Source organism: Pseudomonas sp. TKO26 (genome assembly GCF_003225665.1).
In the GTDB taxonomy this organism is placed as follows: domain Bacteria; phylum Pseudomonadota; class Gammaproteobacteria; order Pseudomonadales; family Pseudomonadaceae; genus Aquipseudomonas; species Aquipseudomonas saponiphila.
In genome coordinates this window covers 83,486-100,843 of record NZ_QKLN01000003.1, presented here as the reverse complement: position 1 = coordinate 100,843, position 17,358 = coordinate 83,486, and the positions used below count along the sequence as shown (strand labels likewise).

Annotated in this window: 17 protein-coding genes; 11 read left to right on the top strand and 6 right to left on the bottom strand. The window is 63.1% G+C overall.

From position 1 onward, the window contains the following. The first annotated feature begins 108 nt into the window (after window positions 1-108). The 8 genes from DNK59_RS05750 to DNK59_RS05715 all read left to right on the top strand — a co-directional run bounded on the left by DNK59_RS05750 (window position 109) and on the right by DNK59_RS05715 (window position 5,419). The gene (locus DNK59_RS05750; RefSeq protein ID WP_110722561.1) at window positions 109-570 is read left to right on the top strand and encodes a nucleoside deaminase; all 462 of its coding nucleotides are present in this window, start codon (window positions 109-111) and stop codon (window positions 568-570) included. After that, window positions 557-1,762 carry a CynX/NimT family MFS transporter gene (locus DNK59_RS05745; protein ID WP_110722560.1) on the top strand — a complete coding sequence of 402 codons (1,206 nt, stop codon included), beginning with the start codon at window positions 557-559 and terminating at the stop codon, window positions 1,760-1,762. Before DNK59_RS05750 ends, DNK59_RS05745 begins: the two co-directional genes overlap by 14 nt. Before the next feature lie 135 nt (window positions 1,763-1,897). Beyond that, entirely contained in the window at window positions 1,898-2,374 is a 477-nt protein-coding gene (locus DNK59_RS05740) for a DUF6392 family protein (RefSeq protein ID WP_110722559.1), read from the top strand. Window positions 2,375-3,017: 643 nt separating this feature from the next. Continuing rightward, on the top strand, window positions 3,018-3,596 hold the full coding sequence (locus DNK59_RS05735; protein ID WP_092318529.1) for a hypothetical protein: 579 nt from the start codon (window positions 3,018-3,020) through the stop codon (window positions 3,594-3,596). A 9-nt stretch (window positions 3,597-3,605) separates the two neighbouring features. Further along, on the top strand, window positions 3,606-3,821 hold the full coding sequence (locus DNK59_RS05730) for a helix-turn-helix transcriptional regulator (RefSeq protein WP_016963103.1): 216 nt from the start codon (window positions 3,606-3,608) through the stop codon (window positions 3,819-3,821). Between the two features lie 75 nt (window positions 3,822-3,896). Beyond that, a complete protein-coding gene (locus DNK59_RS05725; RefSeq protein WP_110722558.1) occupies window positions 3,897-4,562 on the top strand; it encodes a hypothetical protein in 666 nt (221 codons plus the stop codon). Window positions 4,563-4,652: 90 nt separating this feature from the next. Next, window positions 4,653-5,081, top strand: a complete 429-nt coding sequence (locus DNK59_RS05720) for an SMI1/KNR4 family protein (RefSeq protein ID WP_256596298.1) — start codon at window positions 4,653-4,655, stop codon at window positions 5,079-5,081. Next, window positions 5,078-5,419 (top strand): hypothetical protein, encoded by a 342-nt coding sequence (locus DNK59_RS05715; protein ID WP_177431206.1) that lies wholly within the window; start codon window positions 5,078-5,080, stop codon window positions 5,417-5,419. Before DNK59_RS05720 ends, DNK59_RS05715 begins: the two co-directional genes overlap by 4 nt. Window positions 5,420-5,522: 103 nt before the next feature. Here the strand turns inward: DNK59_RS05715 and DNK59_RS05710 are convergent, their stop codons facing one another. Both DNK59_RS05710 and DNK59_RS05705 read right to left on the bottom strand, forming a co-directional pair. Next, window positions 5,523-6,872 (bottom strand): aryl-sulfate sulfotransferase, encoded by a 1,350-nt coding sequence (locus DNK59_RS05710; protein ID WP_110722555.1) that lies wholly within the window; start codon window positions 6,870-6,872, stop codon window positions 5,523-5,525. Window positions 6,873-6,938: 66 nt separating this feature from the next. Then, window positions 6,939-9,311: a TonB-dependent receptor gene (locus DNK59_RS05705; RefSeq protein ID WP_110722554.1), complete on the bottom strand. Its 2,373-nt coding sequence runs from the start codon at window positions 9,309-9,311 to the stop codon at window positions 6,939-6,941. 154 nt (window positions 9,312-9,465) lie between these two features. Between DNK59_RS05705 and DNK59_RS05695 the strand changes: the two genes are divergently transcribed. Continuing rightward, window positions 9,466-10,410, top strand: a complete 945-nt coding sequence (locus DNK59_RS05695) for a LysR family transcriptional regulator (protein WP_110722553.1) — start codon at window positions 9,466-9,468, stop codon at window positions 10,408-10,410. Window positions 10,411-10,533: 123 nt separating this feature from the next. Here DNK59_RS05695 and DNK59_RS05690 read toward each other — a convergent pair whose 3' ends face one another. Then, window positions 10,534-11,037 (bottom strand): hypothetical protein, encoded by a 504-nt coding sequence (locus tag DNK59_RS05690; protein ID WP_110722552.1) that lies wholly within the window; start codon window positions 11,035-11,037, stop codon window positions 10,534-10,536. Between the two features lie 5 nt (window positions 11,038-11,042). Further along, window positions 11,043-12,086 (bottom strand): ATP/GTP-binding protein, encoded by a 1,044-nt coding sequence (locus tag DNK59_RS05685; RefSeq protein WP_092318515.1) that lies wholly within the window; start codon window positions 12,084-12,086, stop codon window positions 11,043-11,045. A gap of 329 nt (window positions 12,087-12,415) precedes the next feature. Here DNK59_RS05685 and DNK59_RS05680 point away from each other — a divergent pair, with 329 nt between their 5' ends. Then, window positions 12,416-14,032 carry an alkaline phosphatase family protein gene (locus DNK59_RS05680; protein ID WP_110722551.1) on the top strand — a complete coding sequence of 539 codons (1,617 nt, stop codon included), beginning with the start codon at window positions 12,416-12,418 and terminating at the stop codon, window positions 14,030-14,032. 134 nt (window positions 14,033-14,166) lie between these two features. Here the strand turns inward: DNK59_RS05680 and DNK59_RS05670 are convergent, their stop codons facing one another. Then, a complete protein-coding gene (locus tag DNK59_RS05670; protein WP_092318511.1) occupies window positions 14,167-15,072 on the bottom strand; it encodes a TauD/TfdA family dioxygenase in 906 nt (301 codons plus the stop codon). Between the two features lie 183 nt (window positions 15,073-15,255). On the opposite strand from DNK59_RS05670, the gene DNK59_RS05665 reads away from it, so the two are divergent. After that, window positions 15,256-16,176 (top strand): LysR family transcriptional regulator, encoded by a 921-nt coding sequence (locus DNK59_RS05665; RefSeq protein WP_110722549.1) that lies wholly within the window; start codon window positions 15,256-15,258, stop codon window positions 16,174-16,176. A 132-nt stretch (window positions 16,177-16,308) separates the two neighbouring features. On the opposite strand, the gene DNK59_RS05660 is transcribed toward DNK59_RS05665, so the two are convergent. Next, window positions 16,309-17,331, bottom strand: coding sequence for an ABC transporter substrate-binding protein (locus tag DNK59_RS05660; RefSeq protein ID WP_110722548.1), 1,023 nt, complete (start codon window positions 17,329-17,331; stop codon window positions 16,309-16,311). Window positions 17,332-17,358: the final 27 nt, after the last annotated feature.

Genomic DNA, 17,358 nt, shown 5'->3' with positions numbered 1-17,358 from the left:
TTTCAGAATACCAAGGCCGCTCACCATACTGCCCCTCCAGCAACCGGAACCAGCGCTTCTGACGCAACTTCAGTGCGTGCTCCTGCCTCCTCTTCCACGGAAACCTTGATGAACGACGATCAACACTACCTGCAACGGGCCGTTGAACTGGCCCGGCGCAACGTCGAACAGGGCGGGCGCCCGTTCGGCGCGCTGCTGGTGCGTAACGGCCGAGTACTGGCCGAAGCGGTGAATGAAATCCACCTCAGCCAGGACCCCACCGCCCACGCTGAAATGCTCGCCATCCGCACGGCCAGCCAGCAGCTGGGCCCGCGTCTGGACGACTGCGTGATCTATGCCAGCGGCCAGCCTTGCCCCATGTGCCTGGCCGCCATGTACCTGTGCGGCGTGTCCCGCGCGGTGTTCGCCGCCAGCAATGAACAGGCGCAGCCGTTCGGCCTGTCTACCGCGGCCATCTACCAACAGCTGAGCAAACCGCTGGAAGCCCAGCACCTGCCGCTGCTGCACCTGCCCCAGGCGGCGATGATCGCCCTTTACCAGGATTGGCAGCAGCGCCATGCCGCGAACTGAATCCACCTTCCAGCGCTGGGCCGGCTGGGTGCTGCTGGTGTGCCTGGGCCTGAACCTGCGACCGATCCTCAGCTCGGTCAGCCCGCTGCTCAACGAGATTCGCGGCGCCACCGGCCTGAGTTTCCAGGGCAGCGCCTGGCTCACCAGCCTGCCGGTGATCTGCATGGGCCTGGTGGCCTTGCTCGGGGTACGGATCGAAGCCCGCCTCGGCGAACGCCACGGTGTGTCCCTGGGTTTGCTGCTGGTACTGCTGGCCTGCGGGGTGCGGCTGTGCTTCGGCCAAGCCACGGCCTTGCTCGCCACCGCGCTGCTAGGCGGTGCCGGCGTGGCCCTGATCCAGGCACTGGTGCCGGCCCTGATCAAGCGTCAGTTCCAGCAGCGCGTGGCCCTGGCCATGGGCGTCTACTCGGCCTCGCTGATGGGCGGTGGCGGTCTCGCCGCCCTGCTCAGCCCCCACGTGGCCAGCCACTTCGCCGACTGGCAAATCGGGCTGGGCGTCTGGCTGCTGCCGGCCCTGGCGGCGCTGCTGCTGTGGCTGTGTCTGCCTCTGGGTGCCGGCCGCCGTACAAGCACTCCGACGCCCATGGCCGGGCTCTGGAGCAACCGCCGCGCCTGGCTGCTGGCGCTGTATTTTGGCCTGGTGAACTGCGGCTACATGAGCATGGTGGCCTGGCTGCCGGCCTACTACCTGCAGCTGGGCTGGAGCGCCACCCAGAGCGGCTCGCTGCTGGCCTTCATGACGATTTTCCAAGTCACCGCCGCCCTGCTGATGCCCGCCCTGGCCCAGCGCAGCAGCGACCGCCGCCCACTGCTGGGCATCAGCCTTGCGGCCCAGGCCGTGGGGTTTCTCGGGCTGGTGCTGTGGCCTTTACAGAGCCCGCACCTGTGGGTGGCGCTGATCGGCTTCGGCCTCGGAGCGTGCTTTGCCCTGAGCCTGATCCTGACCCTGGATCATCACCGCGATCCCCGGGAAGCCGGGCAACTGGCGGCCTTTGTCCAGGGCGTGGGCTTTCTGATCAATGCCATCTCACCGTGGTTGAGCGGCTGGCTGCGGCAAGTGACCGGCAGTTTTGTCAGCGCCTGGTGGGTGCTGATCGTCGGTGTCCTGGCGATGCTGCTGTTGACGCGAATCTTCAGCCCGGCCAGCTATCAGGGCCGGGCGCAGCTCGACACAGCACCACAACCGACCTGACAGCGCGCCTCAAACCAACCGCCTGCCGACATTGCAGGCGGCTTTCTTTGTGTCCCAACGGAGCCACTGGTCTTTTCAACCGGCTAAGATCGGCCGCCAACGAGCCCCCACTCAGCACAGGACAATGGAGAAACCATGGACGCTAAAACGATCAGCCGCTGGGTAAGCAGCCTCGGGCTCAGCCATGAAGCACTGATCGCCCGGGGAGAGCGCATCGAGCGCCCGATGGGCAAGCTCTACGACGAATTCGAATGGCTGACCGTGGTCGTCGAGCCCGGCCTGATGCTGGACTTCTGGGAAGACAGCCTGGCCCTGGAAAAGGTGCTGATCGAACTCATGCCCCTTGAACAGGGGCGCTCGTTCTACAGCGGCGAACTGCCCGCCCCGTTCTCACGCAGCATGACCCACGCCGACATTCGCGAGCTGCTGGGCACGCCCCTGCGCTCGGGGGAACGTAGGCCATCAGCAGATGGGCAATACATGCTCAACGCTTGGGAGAGCTACCGCCTGCCGGAGCATCTCCACCCGAGCGCGCGGGTGGGTTTCGTCTATAGCGTCGACCTGACAATCAAAGTCCTGTCATTCGACTTGCTCGAGCCGCAGCGCGACTGATTCGCGCGACACCGCGTGGCTCTTGGAGACTTGCGGCGATCCGGTAGGCATTAGAGGCTCGGCGTGAGATCGCCAAGCAAGGCCCTGCGGTCCTTTTCGCAGCCTCGCAGGCTCGGCAGCGGCTACAGGGAACGTGGAGGACGCCAGAAATAGGCCGGCCGGCAGGCCGCCGTCAGCTGTTGATCTTGCTCTGGCTTTTGATCTGCCTGCCCCCTTAGACACGATGGCCGAACGCAGGCATTGAGCCGTGGGTAACCCGGCAGGACGCCGGGTTAGCCGCCCCAGACCATGGATGGCCTGTGGCGGCGGCCCACGGATCAATGCCGGAGGGAGGGCATGCCGAGCCTAGGCGAGGCACCGAGTGGAGGGGCAGGAGCGTTTTGCTTACTTTTGCGCTTTTCAAAAGTGAGTCGCTGTAAGAGCGAAACCGCCAGCCGCCGCACCCGCAGCAACGGATATGTACACCAACAAGATCGCAACCTCAGGTTCTACGGCCGCTACGCGCCCGAGCGGGAGCAAGCTCCCTCGCCACAACATCATTCCAGGCGACTAGACGAGAACAATCCCAGAGAAATAAATTATTGTAATTCGATAATTTTTTATCAATAATCAGCCACCTCCCCCGTTTTGCAAGGAATAACGCATGCACTCCCCAATCAACGGCTCGGCCCAATACCGCTTGCGACGGGTCGGCCTGCTGGCCGCGATCCTGGCCTGGGTCATGGGTGTCGTCGAGGTCGGCGGCAATGCCGGAATGTGGATCTACAACAAGGACCAGATGCTCGGTGCCCTGCTCAGCGTATTCGCCGAACACTCGCCGCGCCTGCTGGAAGCCGATTTCAAGCTGTCGTCCGCAAGCTTCACCCTGCTAGTGATCCTCGACTTCCTGCCCCTGCTGCTGTCGAGCTTCGCCCTGTACCTGACCGGGGTGTTCTTCCTGCGGCTGTCGCGCGGCGAAACCTGGAGCGATCGCAACATCCGCATCCTCTGGCGCGTGGGCATGCTGTGGATCGTCGCCCCGGCCACTTTCCCGATGATGGAAACCCTGCAAGGCCTGGCCCTGTCCATCGACCTGCCGCCCGGCCAGCGCATTCTGCAGATCTCCGCGGGCTTCTCGTCCTACGCCGCTTACGAGGTGGTCAAAGGAATCTTGCTCTGCTCGTTTTCCATTATCATGCGCGACGCCAAAGTCCTCAGTGATGAGCACAGTCACTACATATAGAACAATGAGATGACCATTATCGTTCGGCTTGACGTTGTCATGGCTAAAAACAAGATTCGCTCCAAAGAGCTGGCCGCCATCCTGGGCATTACCGAGGCGAATCTGTCGTTGCTGAAAAATGGCAAGGTCAAGGGGATGAAAATCGAGACCCTGGACAAACTCTGCGCTGCACTCGACTGCCAACCCGGCGACCTGCTGGAGTATCAGGCCAGCGAGCCTGCGTAACCCCCCGCGTTTGTTCGAACCGAGTCTCGATCGTTAAAGCCTTATCCATTCCTCACGTTGCACATTGGCTTATTCATGACTCGCTACCTGCTCTGCCCGCTGCTTTTGCTCGCCTGTTTTTTGACCGGCTGCGCCAACAAACTGGAAGTGGCGATCGACGCCACCCCGGCCCAAGACTATTACTTCGACCCCAAGGCACCGGTGCTGGTAACCGTCGACGGCGCCAAGGATGCCCAGGGCCTCAAGGCCAGCTACTACCTGCGCGACATGGTCGCCGCCCTGCATGGCATGGGTTTTACCCAGGTGTATACCGAATCGTCGCTGCCGAAAAACCACCCGCCGTTTCGCATGAACATCGCCCTTGCCGTGGGCAGTAAAAAGACCAGCTACCGCTACACCGCCACCGACTACGGCCAGGTGCCCAGCAGCACCAAAACCACCTGCATACCCGGCAAGCACCAGCAGACGGTGTGCACCAGCACCCCGGTGATGTCCTACCGCGCCATCGGCTCCTCGGAGCGCACCGGCTACACCACCCTTTCGACCTTCAACATCAAGGCCAAGGACGAGCAGAGCCGGCGCACGGTGTTCCTGCTGCGGGCCTCGTCCTATAACGAGGACTGCCAGGACGCCAAGGTCGAGGATTTCCTGGTGCAGGAAAGCCTCGACAACCTGGACTTTCGCAACCGCGTGCAACGCAAATACAGCGTCACCCTGCCCGAAGGCCAGAGCTGCAACTAGCGCCTACCGCGCACCGGACGACACGCCTACAATCGCCCGCTCGCCCCCGCGCGCGGGCGCATGTCTTCAATCACAAGGCGCATGTCGAACATGACCACGGACTGGAATGCCTGGGAAATAGAACCCGGATCTGCAGTGGACCAACAGCTGATCGCCCAGGTGCAACAACGCCTCGGCGTCGAGTTCCCGGCGCTGTACCTGGAGCTGGTGCAATACGCCGAGGCCGCCACCCCGGGGATCGGCGGCTTCGCCTATGGCGGCGGCTACACCTGCATCAGCGAGTTCTTCGAGTTCGGCCTGAGCAACCAGCCCTGGACCCTGCTCTGGTACGCCAGCCCTGGCCGCGTGCCGGGGCTGCCCGCCGGTTGCCTGCCGATCGCCCGGGATGCCGGCGGCCTGCTGATCTGCCTGGACTTCAACAGCCCGCAGGTGGCGGTGGAAATCTTCGACCCCGAGAACGCCAGCCGCTACCCGGTGGCCGCCGACTTCAAGGCCTTCGTCGAGCGCTGGCAGCCATGAACACACCGCGCAAATGGATAGTCGTGCCCACCAGCAAGGACGCCATGCAACGCCTGGATCTGGACCAGTGCCTGCCGGGGGACCTGGAGGAACTGGCGCTGTCCGCGGAGCAGTGGACCGCCCTGTGCAGCAGCGACCTGTTACCGAGCCTGAACCACGCCCTGGGCACTCTGATCGACGACTACGAAGACGCTTCGATCCAGGGTCGGGCCGCCCTGGCCACGGCGCTGTCGATCCTCACCCAGACCGCGGCGGCGGAGGATGAACTTATCCACAAGCTCATCGCCCTGAATCGACTGGCCCTGGAACGGGACACCGGCCTGTTCTTCTACTTCTGAAGGCCTCCCCCAGAGCTGCTCCCGCACCTCATTTGTGGCGAGGGAGCTTGCTCCCGCTGGGCTGCCAGCCCAACCTGACCGCAGCCGCAGCACGGCCTCTAGCTCAAATCCCCGTGCTGGCACTGGCCTGTTTCAGCCCAGACTCCGGCACACTCACCGCGGTTTGCGAACGCGGCGTGCCCTCGGGCACCCAGTCGTAATTCACTGGCAAGGCGCGGTACACCCAGTTGCTGATGGCCTCGCTGCCGGGGGCCTTGCCCAGGTAGGGGCTGACGTATTCCCAGACGATTTCGCCACCGGCGGTGACCTGGAAGAAGCGCCCGTTCATGCCTTCGTCGATCAGCGTGTTGCCGTTGGGCAAACGCCGCGCGCTGCTGATGAACGAACTGTAGAAGGCCCAGCCCGGCTGCCGGGAACTGGCGGCGCTGTACTGCCAGACGATTTCATTCTTGATCGGGTCGATCTCCAGCACCCGGGAGCCGGCGATCAGCCCCAGAGGCACCGAGGGGTAACCGGCCGTGCCCTGGTTGTCGAACACCAGCAGGTGGCCGGCCCCCGGCAAGCCGGCGGGAATGATGTGGGCGTCATGCTGGCCGACGAACTGATCCACCGGACGCGGCACCTTGCCCGCGGTCTTGGGGTTGATCGGCGCCAGGTTCGGCCCCAGGCGCCAGACCACCTTGCCACTGTGCTTGTCGAGGATGGCGATGAAGTTGGCGTTGCGCGAATCGATCAGCAGGTTGTCCGGGGCGAAGCGTTGGTCACCGGCGTCGAACCAGTGGTTGGGGCCCACCACGCTGAGGTTGTTGATGTGCAGGTAGTCCGGGTTGTCGGTACCGTACACCAGCTTCAGTTGCGCCGGGGTAAAGCCGAACTCCCTGAGATGCTCGGAGGCCAGCCACTGCCATTTGACCTGGCCCTCGGGGCTGACTTCATAGATCGCATCGTCGATCACCTGGGGCACCTTGAACCCCGCCACCTTGTGCACCTTGTTGGCCAGCACCAGGGTGTTGCCGTTGCTCAGCCGGCGCTGGTCGTGGTGCTGCTGGGCGGCGCCACCCGGGGCCTGGTCGCCCCACTGCCAGAGCACCTTGCCATTCCAGTCCAGCTCACCGACGCTCTGGTTGCCCAGGCCGTTGCCGGCCGAGCCCAGGGGCCCGGGCTCCTTGTCCTTGAGCTGCAACAGCACCCGGCCACGCTCGCCGTTCACCAGTTGCGGGTCGATGATCGCCGAGGGAAAACCGGCTTGCGGCCAGTTCTTCACCTCGTTGCCGTTCATGTCGATCAGGTGGGTCTGTTTATCGGCGCCGCTGAAGATCACGTACTGGTTATAGGCCCTGGCCGGATCGTAGCGGGTCACTCCGGTGGGGTAGACGCTGGGGGCGGCCTGCACCGCCGAGGCCAGCAGGGCGGTGGACAACAGCAGGGGCAACGCGGTGGTGAGGCGCAACATGACAAGCACTCCTGTTCAAGTCGAAAGGCGCCGGCGAACCCGGCGCAAGGTGCGAAAAGCCGGGTATCAGAAGTCGTAGCGACCGGTCACGCCGAGGGTCCGCGGGGTGCCCAGCAGGCCTTCGTAACCGCCGTTGCCGGCGGTCCAGAGGGTGGTGTAGTAGGTCTTGTCGAAGGCGTTCTTCAGCCACAGCGAGACGTCCCACTGGCCCTGTTGGTAGTTGCCGCGCAGGCCGGTGGACAGGTTGACCACGGCGTAGCTGGGGATCTGCCCGTAAGCGGAATCCTCCACGGTGCCCACGGCCTTGGAACGGAAGGCGTAGCTGGCGGTGACGTACTCTTCCAGGCCGTTGTCCAGGTTCCACTTGTATTCGCCGTTGGCGTTGCCGATCCATTTCGAGGCGCCCACCACCTGGTGCCCGCTGAGGTCGCAGGAGGCCGGTGCACCGGGGCGCAGGCTGACTTCCGGTGGGCACGGCGCATCCTTGTAGGACAGGTAGCGCACGTCGTTGTAGGAACCGTTGAGGTTCAGGGTCAGGCCGCGAATCGGCACCAGGGTGCTTTCCACTTCCACCCCGCGCGAGCGCACCGAACCGGCGTTGGTCAGGTACTGCACGCGGTTGGCATTGTCGTAGGCGTTGGTCTGGTAGCCGTTGACCTGGGTCCAGAACAGGTTGGCGTTGAGTTGCAGACGGCGATCCCAGAGGGTGCTCTTGAACCCCAGCTCGGCGTTGTTGGCGCGCTCGGTGCCGATCAGCAGCGAGTCGGCCCCGGCGGTCGGCGCCGAGCCGACCGCCAGGTTGACCCCGCCGGACTTCTCGCCGTGGGACAAGGTGGCGTAGCCCAGCAGGTCATCGGTGAAGCGGTAGCTGAGGTTGAGCAGGCCCGAAGGGCTGGTGCTGTATTGGTTGAGGTCGCCGGAATCATAGGCCCCGGTGCGGCCGCGACGGGCGTTGGCGGCGGCACCGGCCACCGCTGCGCCGCCCAGCGGGGCGTTACGGCTGACCCAGGCGCTTTTTTCCTCGTAAGTGCCGCGCAGCCCGGCGGTGAAATCCAGGCGCTCGGTCAGGTGCCAGGTGCCCTGGGCGAACAGGGCGAAGCTGTTGGTCTGGATATGCCCGTTGCCGATGCTGGTGACGTTGCTCAGGGCCCCGGCCGGGGTGCCGTTCCAGATGTCCGCCTGGGGCCCGTAATAGGCGAAGGATTTGTTGTCCAGGTCGGAGCCGAAGTAGTAGGCGCCCAACACGTAGTCGAAGAAGCCACCGGTGGGCGAGGCCAGGCGAAATTCCTGCGACCACTGCTTGTCTTCCACCGACACCCCGGCGTTGTAGCTGGCCGGCACGTTGAGGCCGTCGTCGTTGCGCGGGGTGAAGTTCCACCAGCGGTAGGCGCTGACCGAGGTCAGGGTGAAATCGCTGGGCAGGGTCCAGTTGGCTTCCAGCGAAGTGCCGCCCTGGAACACCGTGACATGCTGGTCGTTGTCCAGGTTGACCTTGCGGTGCGAGCCGTTGACCAGGGTCGCCCCGGCCGCCGCCGCACGGGACTGGTAGACGTTGGTGCCGTTGATGGTCGGCCCGGTGCTGTACAGCACCCGGGTGCCGGCGCTGGAGTCCTCTTCGTTGTAGTCGCCGATCCAGCGCAGGTTGAAGCTTTCATTGGGCTTGTACAGCAGTTGCCCGCGAAAGCCCTGGCGCGATCCGCCGTTGAGGTCGTGGCCGTCGAACTCGTTCTTGATGTCGCCATCGCTGCGGGTGCGATAGGCCGAGAAACGCCCCGCCAGTTCATCGGTCAGCGGCCCGGAAATCGTGCCCTTGGTCTGGAAGTAGCCGTCCTCGCCGAGGGAGGTTTCGATGCTGCGCTCCGGGGTGAAGCTCGGCGCCCGGGTGCTGATGTTGATCACCCCGGCGGTGGTGTTCTTGCCGAACAGGGTGCCCTGGGGGCCGCGCAGCACTTCCAACTGCTCGATGTCCATCAGGTCGAACACCGCCATCCCCGGCCTGCCGAGGTAGACGTTGTCGAGGTACAGCCCGACGCTGCCTTCCAGGCCATCGCTGGCCGGGTTGTTGCCCAGGCCGCGGATCGACACGCTGGACTGGCGCGCATGCATGTAGGCGACGTTGACGCTGGGCACCAGTTGCTGCAGATCCTGAATGCGATACACCCGCTGGCTCTCCAGGGCCTGGCCGCCCACCACGCTCATGGGCGTGGGCACGTTCTGCGAGCTTTCCTCGCGGCGCCGCGCGGTCACGGTCACCGTCTGCAACTGGCCATCATCGGCCTTAACCTTGCTCGCGCTGCTCTTGGCCGGCGTGGTGTCCGGCGCCTGGGCGTCTTCGGCCCAGCTTGGCGTCCAGCTCGCGCTGCCGGCCAGCAACAGGGCCAGGGGCAGGCGCTTGAGCCGCCGGGGCGAGAGGGGTGAAGCGAGGGACAACGGACTCATGGGCGGCTCCTGGTCAGAAAATATACAGCCTCGTATATTCCTTAAAGTTATTTATTTATGTTTTTACAAAGATTTACTGCATAAGAGATTGCCTTTATAAGGAGTCGACCTAATGCATAGCCAATGCATTTCCCCGATATTTTTTATGTGAAAAATGCATATCGACCTGCGCCAGCTCCGTCACTTCATTGCCCTCGCTGAACAGCGCAGCTTTGTTGCGGCCGCAGCGGCGGTGAACCTTTCGCAATCGGCCTTCAGCCGCAGCATCCAGGCCCTGGAACACAGCGTCGGTTGCCAACTGGTGGATCGCGGGCGCAAGGACCTGGCACCGACCAAGCAGGGCCAGCTATTGCTGGAGCACGCCCGCCGGCTGGTCAGCGGCGCCCAGCAGATGGCCAACGAGATCAGTCAGTTCAATGGCCTGGAGGCGGGGGAATTGCGCTTCGGCTGCGGCCCGGCGCCGGCCTCGGGATTGATCCCCCGGGCCATCGGCCGCTTCATCGGGCGCTACCCCAAGGCCCGGGTGCAGTTCCAGGTGGATGACTGGCAAAGCCTGAGCAAGCGCCTGCTCAGCGAAGAGTTCGAATTCTTCGTGGCCGACACCCGCCACTTCGAGGCCGACCCGGACTACCTGACTCACCGCCTGCGCCCGCGCAAATGGCATTTCTGCTGCCGCGCCGGGCATCCGCTGGCCCAGCGCGACAGCGTCAGCGCCAGCGAACTGATGAGCTACCCGCTGGCGGTGACCATCCGCCCGCCGAACCTGCGCAAGGTCATCGTCGACCTCTGCGGCAAGCCGGACTACACGCCCAATGTGGAATGCGAAAACAGCTACAGCCTGCTGGGGGTGGTGCTGCGCTCAGACGCCATCGGCATCGTCGGCTCCTACAGCGACGCCTTGCACAACGCCAAGGGCGAACTGGTGTGCCTGAAGATCGACGGCCTGGCCGACGACCTGGAAGAGCTCTACACCCGCTACGGCATCGTCAGCCGCGCCGGCTACCGCCTGTCGCCCCTGGCCGCGGCGATGATCGACGAGATCAAGGCCATAGACGAACAGGACGAGGACGTGTGCAGCCTGGACAAGCTCGCGGTCTGATGGGTTTCAGGACTGTCTTCGAAGGTGAAGAGCAGGGAAATTGCAGGCGTATGCTGATAAACACCAGCTGAAGGCAGCGTGAGAAGAAATGACGGCGTGATGAAATACTCGCGAAAGCTTTGATTAACGGGCCGTAACAAGCCACGCCATTGCTTGAGGCCTTTGCATGCTGACTATCTTTGGGTGAGCGTCTATAGCTCGCAGTAGTTGTTTAAGCTTTTGCTTGATGTCCGCAAGTTCGACCTTGGGCTGGTGTGCGGCAGGCTGTTCGATGTGAACGACCACATGCAACCTGTGACAATTGAGAACGGCTTGGCTCAGCGCCCGCTCATGCTCCAAGGTATTGCCATTCAGACGGGCCGGCAGCAAAGCTGCCAAAGTGCAAAACACCTTGTTGGCAATCGCTTCGGGTAAGGCCGATGGCTTGAGCGCCTGAGGGTGACGATAATCTTTGACCTCGATGAAAAAGGCTATTTGATCCGGGGACAGCGCCAGGATATCTACAGCTTGAATATCATTGCGCTGCCTAACGAAATGATTGCGATAGAAACCCCAGTCATCGAACTTGCTGGCTTGCCAATGGGCCGGAAACGTAAAGGTCAGCCTCTCAATCTGCAAAACCGACATGCCCTTCACTCCAATGCCAGATAACGGTCGGACTGTTGCAGGCTTTCTTCAAGAGCGGTGATATCGCCGATATCTTCCAAACTCCCACCTTGTTTCACGGTAATCCCGCCTTCACTGCTGTGAAGACCAAAAAACGCTGCATCCTGAGGCTTTTCAGTTAACAGAATGTCCAGCTCACGTAGTAAAAACAGGCTGTGGGTGGCTATGAATATCTGGATGCCACTCGCGCTCAAATCAACGATGGTTTTGGCCACTTGCTTGATCAAGCGAGGGTTGAGGTTCGCTTCCGGTTCATCCCAGAACAGATACCCCTGATGCAGCAAGGCCCCCGTACTGATCAGACGTGCCAGCATGCCCAACTTTCGCAAGCCCTCCGCTACCAGTGGAATTTCCATTCTGCCGCTGACATTACGTAGATAAAAACGCCCATTTTTATCCAGCTCAATACTGCCCTGCATCGCGGTTTCCAGAGGGCTGAGCAACTCGCGAATACGATCTTCGGTAGGTCCCTTACGCAATAACCCGCCAAGTAGCCTGCAGGTGTCACGCCAGGTTTCCTCAAACTCCAGGTAGTGGTTCTCATAAACCGCAAGAAAGTTTGGGTAGATGCTCAACAACTCACGCGTCGGTAAATACGTAGGTGTTGCCTTGAGCCAACATTTGGGCAGATGTTCGACACTGACTTCGGTCTTGCTGTTAGTGGCGAAACTGAAAGCCAGGTCGTATTCACTCTTATCGAAGAAAAACTTCACATCACATCGCTCGCGGCCTCGCTTGCGCCGGGCCAGTCTTCCTAGTGACTCAGGACGGAAAACCCCCACCAGCTTATCGGCCATTCGCAACTGCAAAACAGATTTTGTCGGTTCCATGGATGCCGCATTCGGCCGGTTGCGCTCCTCGGAACTGGTCGCGAGCCCGGCGTACGCCAGCTTCAACAGATGCGTCTTTCCCGCGCCATTCTCCCCCACGATCACATTCAGCTGTTTACTGAACTGCAGATCGGCCTCTTCAAAGACTGTGAAGTTTTTGATGTGGAGTCGTTTGAGCATGCTTTCCTCGAGATAAGAGCGATGGCGATGTGAAAATTAGCCGCCGGCAGACGTTAACACTGTCAGGAGTCTTACTTGGTAAATCTTGTTATCAAGGTTTGAATGACGCTGAAATCACACAGAAACATAACGTCGGATAATAGCTTGCTCTGCCAACAGACGCTCAACGGATAACAAGCCCGCACCTCACACTGAAGTGCTTTCGTAACCCTGAGACGCCAACGCCTGCGGTTATGCACGCCCTGCATCAAAACTATTCGGCAAATGCGCTTGCCGGAAGCCCCCGCCGAAGGCGAAAAACCTCGCCTGTCTTCCCTTCGGTGAACCTTATGTCCAACACCCATCCGCCCGTGCGCAACGTGCTCTACATCATGTGCGACCAGCTACGCCGGGATTACCTCTCGTGCTACGGCCACCCGCACCTGCACACCCCGAACATCGATCGCCTGGCCGCCGCCGGGGTGCGCTTCAGCCGCGCCTACACCCAGGGCACCATCTGCGGCCCTTCGCGCATGTCGGCCTACACCGGGCGCTATGTCAGCAGCCATCAGGTGGCCTGGAACGCCGTGCCCCTGCCCCTGGAAGAACTGACCCTGGGCGACTACCTGCGGCCCCATGGCATCCGCACCGCGCTGGTGGGCAAGACCCACGCCACGCCCAATCTCGATGCCCTGCAACGCCTGGCCATCGATCCCGACAGCCCCCAGGCCGAGGCGCTCAACGAGGTCGGCTTCGAACCCTACTTGCGTCACGACGGCATCTACCCCGACGACCCGATCTTCGACGACAAGCGCGATGCCGCGCCCTACACCCATTACCTGCGCAGCCTCGGCTACGACGGGCTCAACCCCTGGCACGACTGGGCCAACGCCGGGGCCAGCGCGCAGGGGCAGATCCTCAGCGGCTGGAAGATGCGCAACGCCCACCTGCCGGCCCGGGTCGCCGAAGAACACTCGGAAACCGTCTACACCACCGACCGCGCCATCGACTTCATCAATGAGCAAGGCGAGCAGCCCTGGTGCCTGCACCTGTCCTACATCAAGCCGCACTGGCCCTACATCGCCCCGGCGCCGTACCACGCGCTGTATGGCCCCGAGCAGGTGATCCCGGCGGTGCGCGCCGCGCCCGGGCAGCTCAGCGACCACCCGGTCTACGCTGCCTTTCGCCAGCATGAAGAGAGCCTGAATTTTTCCCGGGATGAGGTGCGCCTGAACGTGGTGCCGACCTACATGGGCCTGATCAAGCAGGTGGACGATCAACTGGGCCGGCTGTTCGATTTCCTCCAGAGCAACGGCCGCTGGGACGACACCCTGATCGTCTTCACCAGCGACCACGGCGACTTCCTCGGCGACCACTACCTGGGAGAAAAGGAGTTCCTGCTGGAGCCGGCGGTGGGCGTGCCACTGATTGTCCGCGACCCGCGGGCGGCGGCGGACAGCCGTCGTGGCAGCGTGGACGAGCGCCTGGTGGAAACCATCGACGCCCTGCCGACCTTCCTCGATGCCCTGGGCCTGCCGGGGGCCGAACACCGCCTGGAAGGCCGCTCGCTGATCCCGTTGCTGCACGGCGCGACAGCGGACTGGCGCCGCTACGCCATCAGCGAATACGACTACGCCTTCCAGGCCCCGGCCCGGGAGCGCCTGGGCCAGCCCATCGACCGCTGCCGCATGACCATGGTGCGCAGCGAACGCTGGAAGTACCTGGCCTATGACGGCTTGCGCCCACAGCTGTTCGACCTGCACAACGACCCCCAGGAACTGCATGACCTGGGGGCCGACCCGGCCTACGCCGCGGTGCGTGAAGAACACCTGGGGTATCTGCTGGAGTGGCTGCGTGGCCTGAAACGCCGCACCACCATCAGCCATGAAGAGATCGACCTGCGCGGTCAGCGTTTTCGCTACGGCGAACCGGAAAGCGAAAAGCTGGTGCCGATCGGCGTGTGGTAGGCCCAACCGCACCTCCCACCGTAGGAGCTGGCTTGCCGGCGAACAGGCCCTGAAACCTTGCCTCGCGCTCAGGGACGCCTTCGCTGGCAAGCCAGCTCCTACGGCAGGCGGGCTCATCGGGTAAATGGGACGGGTCAGAGGCCCTTGATGGTCTGGCTGCGCTGGCCGTGGACACCCACCGGGACATCGCCCTTGAGGGTCACGCGGCGCACGATACGGTCCTGGGTGCCGTAGTCGTCCACGGCGTAATGCTGGGTCGAGCGGTTGTCCCAGATCGCCACGTCACCGGCGCTCCAGCGCCAGCGCACGGTGTTTTCCAGGCGGGTCACGTGGCTTTGCAGCAGGTTGAACAGGTGCGCCGAATCGGCCTGGGAATAGCCCTTGATGCGCTTGACGAAATGCCCCAGCACCAGGCTCTTTTCGCCGCTCTCGGGGTGCACGCGGACGATCGGGTGTTCCGTCTCGAATACGGTGGAGGTAAAGACTTTGCGGTAGCGCTCCAGCTTCTCCGCCGAGACATCGGGCTTGGCCCCGGCGTAGTCGTATTCGTTGCTGTGCACCGCCCAGAGTTTGTCCGCCAGCTCCCGCAGTTCTGCCGAGAGTTCGTTGTAGGCGGTGGCGGTGTTGGCCCACACCGTGTCGCCTCCGGAGGCCGGGGCCACCACCGAGCGCAGGATCGAGGCCTTGGGGTAGGCGTCGACGAAGGTCACGTCGGTGTGCCAGGAGTTGGCCCGCTGGCCTTCGGCGCCATCCAGTTCCAGCAGGTAGCGGGTGCCGTCGCGCACCGGCACGGTGGGGTGGGCCACCGGCTCGCCCAACAGGTGCGAGAAGGCTTCCTGGCTCTGGTCGTCGAGGTGGGTCTGGCCACGGAAGAAGATCACCTTGTACTGCACCAGCGCCTGCTGGATGGCTTCCACGGTGGCGGCGTCCAGCTCGCCGGACAGTTGCACGCCACGGATCTCGGCGCCGATGCGACCGGCCACCGGGTGGATATCAAGGGCATGGACAGCGGGTTTAACGGCTAAGGCGGCATTGCTCATCAGGTACACCCTCATCGACTGCTTACGGTTGGAACCGCCGCGAAACAACGCTCTATCTATATTCAATTTAGATCTAATAGATAACCACATGCTTCGTTGACGGAATAAGAGCTTGCATTTAAAACCTCATGCCTCACTCGTCGCAAATGCCTTCGAGCTATTTTTCGGATGCCGGGAAAGCATATGGATCTTCGCCAATTGCGTTACTTCATCGCCCTTAATGAACACCGCAGTTTTGTCCGTGCCGCCGATGCCATGGGCATTACCCAGCCGGCCTTCAGCCGCAGTATCCAGGGCCTGGAGCAGGAGTTCGGTTGTGTGCTGGTGGACCGCGGCAACAAGGACCTGCGCCCCACCCCGGAAGGCCAGGTGGTGCTGCAGCACGCCTTGAGCCTGGTCCAGGGCGCGGCCTTGCTCAGCAGTGAAGTGACGCAGATGACCAAGCTCGACGCCGGTGAGGTGCGCTTCGGCTGCGGCCCGGCGCCAGCGGTGAAACTGGTGCCCGACGCGGTGGCGCAATTCACCAGTGCCCACCCCAAGGTGCGCACCTGCTTTGCCGTGGATAACTGGGAGAAACTCAGCCGCAGCCTGAACCGTGAAGAGATTGAATTCTTCATCGCCGACATCCGCCATTTCGAGGCCGATCCGAACTACCAGACCCAACCGCTGACGCCCAAGCGCGGGGTGTTCTTCTGCCGCCCCGGGCACCCGCTGCTGGCCAAGGAAAGCCTGTCCACCAACGACATGTTCGATTACCCCCTGGCCGCCACCCTGATCCCCCCGGGGATTCGCAAACTGCTGGCCAACCTCAGCGGACGCATCGACTTTTCACCGAGCATCGAAACCGAACACTTTCCGGCGCTGGTGAAGATCGTCCGCCAGTCCAACGCCATTGGCGTGGGCACCGCCGAGGCCTTTGCCGAGGACATCGAGCAGGGATCGCTGGTGCTGTTGCACTGGCGCAACCTGCCGCAGAACCTCGACAGCCTGAATGCCCGCTGCGGCATCGTCAGCCGCAGCGGTTTTCGCCTGTCGCCGGCGGCGCGCAAGTTGATCGAGGTGTTGGTGGAGGTGGATCGGCAGGGGCACGCCATCGCCGTGTAGAACGGCTTCGTCGGCAAGATCCCGCACGATATCCCCGCCGACCGTAGGCGCTGGCTTGCCAGCGAAGAGGCCCTCAAGGCCGGCTCCTACAGGGCTACGCAGGAGCCGGCTTGCCGGCGCATGGTATCGACTTCAAAGACCGGCAGCAGCCAGTTGCGGCGCCACCCAGGCATCGACCTTGAACGGCTTGCGGATCAACCGCTCCTTGGCCGCCAGGTCCACCGATTCCTGCAGTTTGCCGAGGAACACCGGGTCCAGGGTCGAGGGGAAGATCTCACTCAAGCGCTGGTCCTTGAGGTCCTCCTGCAAGATCACCGGCGGGTAGCTGGCCAGGCCCGACACCAGCTGGATATAGGCGTCCTTGTTGCTGTCCTGGGTCAGCCACTGCACCGCCTGCTGCTGGGCCTTGAGCAGTTTTTCCACGGCCTCGGGATGCTCGTCGACAAACGTGCCGGCGCCCACCAGCACGCTCTGCACGCTGCCGGCGCCGCCCAGGTCCTTGGTGCTCAGGGGCAGTTCGGCCAGCCCCTTGCTGCGCAGGGCCGAGAGCCCGGTGCTGCCCCAGGAAGCATCGATCTGCTTGGCCGCCAGGGCCGCCACCGCCGCATTGAAGTCGAGGTTGACCACTTTCAGGTCCTTCTCGCTCAGGCCCCGGCTGGCCAGGGCCGCGTCGAACGACAGCTGGGTAGCCGTGCCACGGAACACCGCCACGCGCTTGCCCTTGAGGTCTTCCAGGGTCTTGATCCCGGAGCCCGGCACCACCCCCAGGTAGTGCTTGACCCCACGGGCCGAGGCGCTGAGCAAACGGGTATCCAGGCCATTGGACTTGCCGATGATGGCCGCCAGGTCGCCGAGATAAGCCAGGTCGACCTGGCCGTTGGCGAAGGCTTCGTTGATCACCGGGCCTGCGCCCTTGAAGAAATTCCACTGGATCTTGATGCCCTGGTCGGCGAAGGCCTTTTCAAAGATCTGCTGCTGGCGCAACACGTCCACCACCCCGCCGCCGCTGTGCTGGGTGCCGGCGCTGAGGTCGGGCACGGCGATGCGGATCTCCTTGAGTTCGGCGGCCTGGGCCAGCAGCGGCAGGCAGCCCAGAAGCCCCGCCAGGGCCGGCGCGGCGAACAGACTGATGACACGTTTGAAGGGAAGGTTCATAGGTGCGGCTCCTGCTGACAAAGGCGG

Bases quoted from the DNA above. Each gene is read 5' to 3' on its own strand.
- DNK59_RS05750 (WP_110722561.1), top strand. From the start codon at position 109: ATGAACGACGATCAACACTACCTGCAACGGGCCGTTGAACTGGCCCGG.
- DNK59_RS05745 (WP_110722560.1), top strand. From the start codon at position 557: ATGCCGCGAACTGAATCCACCTTCCAGCGCTGGGCCGGCTGGGTGCTG.
- DNK59_RS05740 (WP_110722559.1), top strand. From the start codon at position 1,898: ATGGACGCTAAAACGATCAGCCGCTGGGTAAGCAGCCTCGGGCTCAGC.
- DNK59_RS05735 (WP_092318529.1), top strand. From the start codon at position 3,018: ATGCACTCCCCAATCAACGGCTCGGCCCAATACCGCTTGCGACGGGTC.
- DNK59_RS05730 (WP_016963103.1), top strand. From the start codon at position 3,606: ATGACCATTATCGTTCGGCTTGACGTTGTCATGGCTAAAAACAAGATT.
- DNK59_RS05725 (WP_110722558.1), top strand. From the start codon at position 3,897: ATGACTCGCTACCTGCTCTGCCCGCTGCTTTTGCTCGCCTGTTTTTTG.
- DNK59_RS05720 (WP_256596298.1), top strand. From the start codon at position 4,653: ATGACCACGGACTGGAATGCCTGGGAAATAGAACCCGGATCTGCAGTG.
- DNK59_RS05715 (WP_177431206.1), top strand. From the start codon at position 5,078: ATGAACACACCGCGCAAATGGATAGTCGTGCCCACCAGCAAGGACGCC.
- DNK59_RS05710 (WP_110722555.1), bottom strand. From the start codon at position 6,872: ATGTTGCGCCTCACCACCGCGTTGCCCCTGCTGTTGTCCACCGCCCTG.
- DNK59_RS05705 (WP_110722554.1), bottom strand. From the start codon at position 9,311: ATGAGTCCGTTGTCCCTCGCTTCACCCCTCTCGCCCCGGCGGCTCAAG.
- DNK59_RS05695 (WP_110722553.1), top strand. From the start codon at position 9,466: ATGCATATCGACCTGCGCCAGCTCCGTCACTTCATTGCCCTCGCTGAA.
- DNK59_RS05690 (WP_110722552.1), bottom strand. From the start codon at position 11,037: ATGTCGGTTTTGCAGATTGAGAGGCTGACCTTTACGTTTCCGGCCCAT.
- DNK59_RS05685 (WP_092318515.1), bottom strand. From the start codon at position 12,086: ATGCTCAAACGACTCCACATCAAAAACTTCACAGTCTTTGAAGAGGCC.
- DNK59_RS05680 (WP_110722551.1), top strand. From the start codon at position 12,416: ATGTCCAACACCCATCCGCCCGTGCGCAACGTGCTCTACATCATGTGC.
- DNK59_RS05670 (WP_092318511.1), bottom strand. From the start codon at position 15,072: ATGAGCAATGCCGCCTTAGCCGTTAAACCCGCTGTCCATGCCCTTGAT.
- DNK59_RS05665 (WP_110722549.1), top strand. From the start codon at position 15,256: ATGGATCTTCGCCAATTGCGTTACTTCATCGCCCTTAATGAACACCGC.
- DNK59_RS05660 (WP_110722548.1), bottom strand. From the start codon at position 17,331: ATGAACCTTCCCTTCAAACGTGTCATCAGTCTGTTCGCCGCGCCGGCC.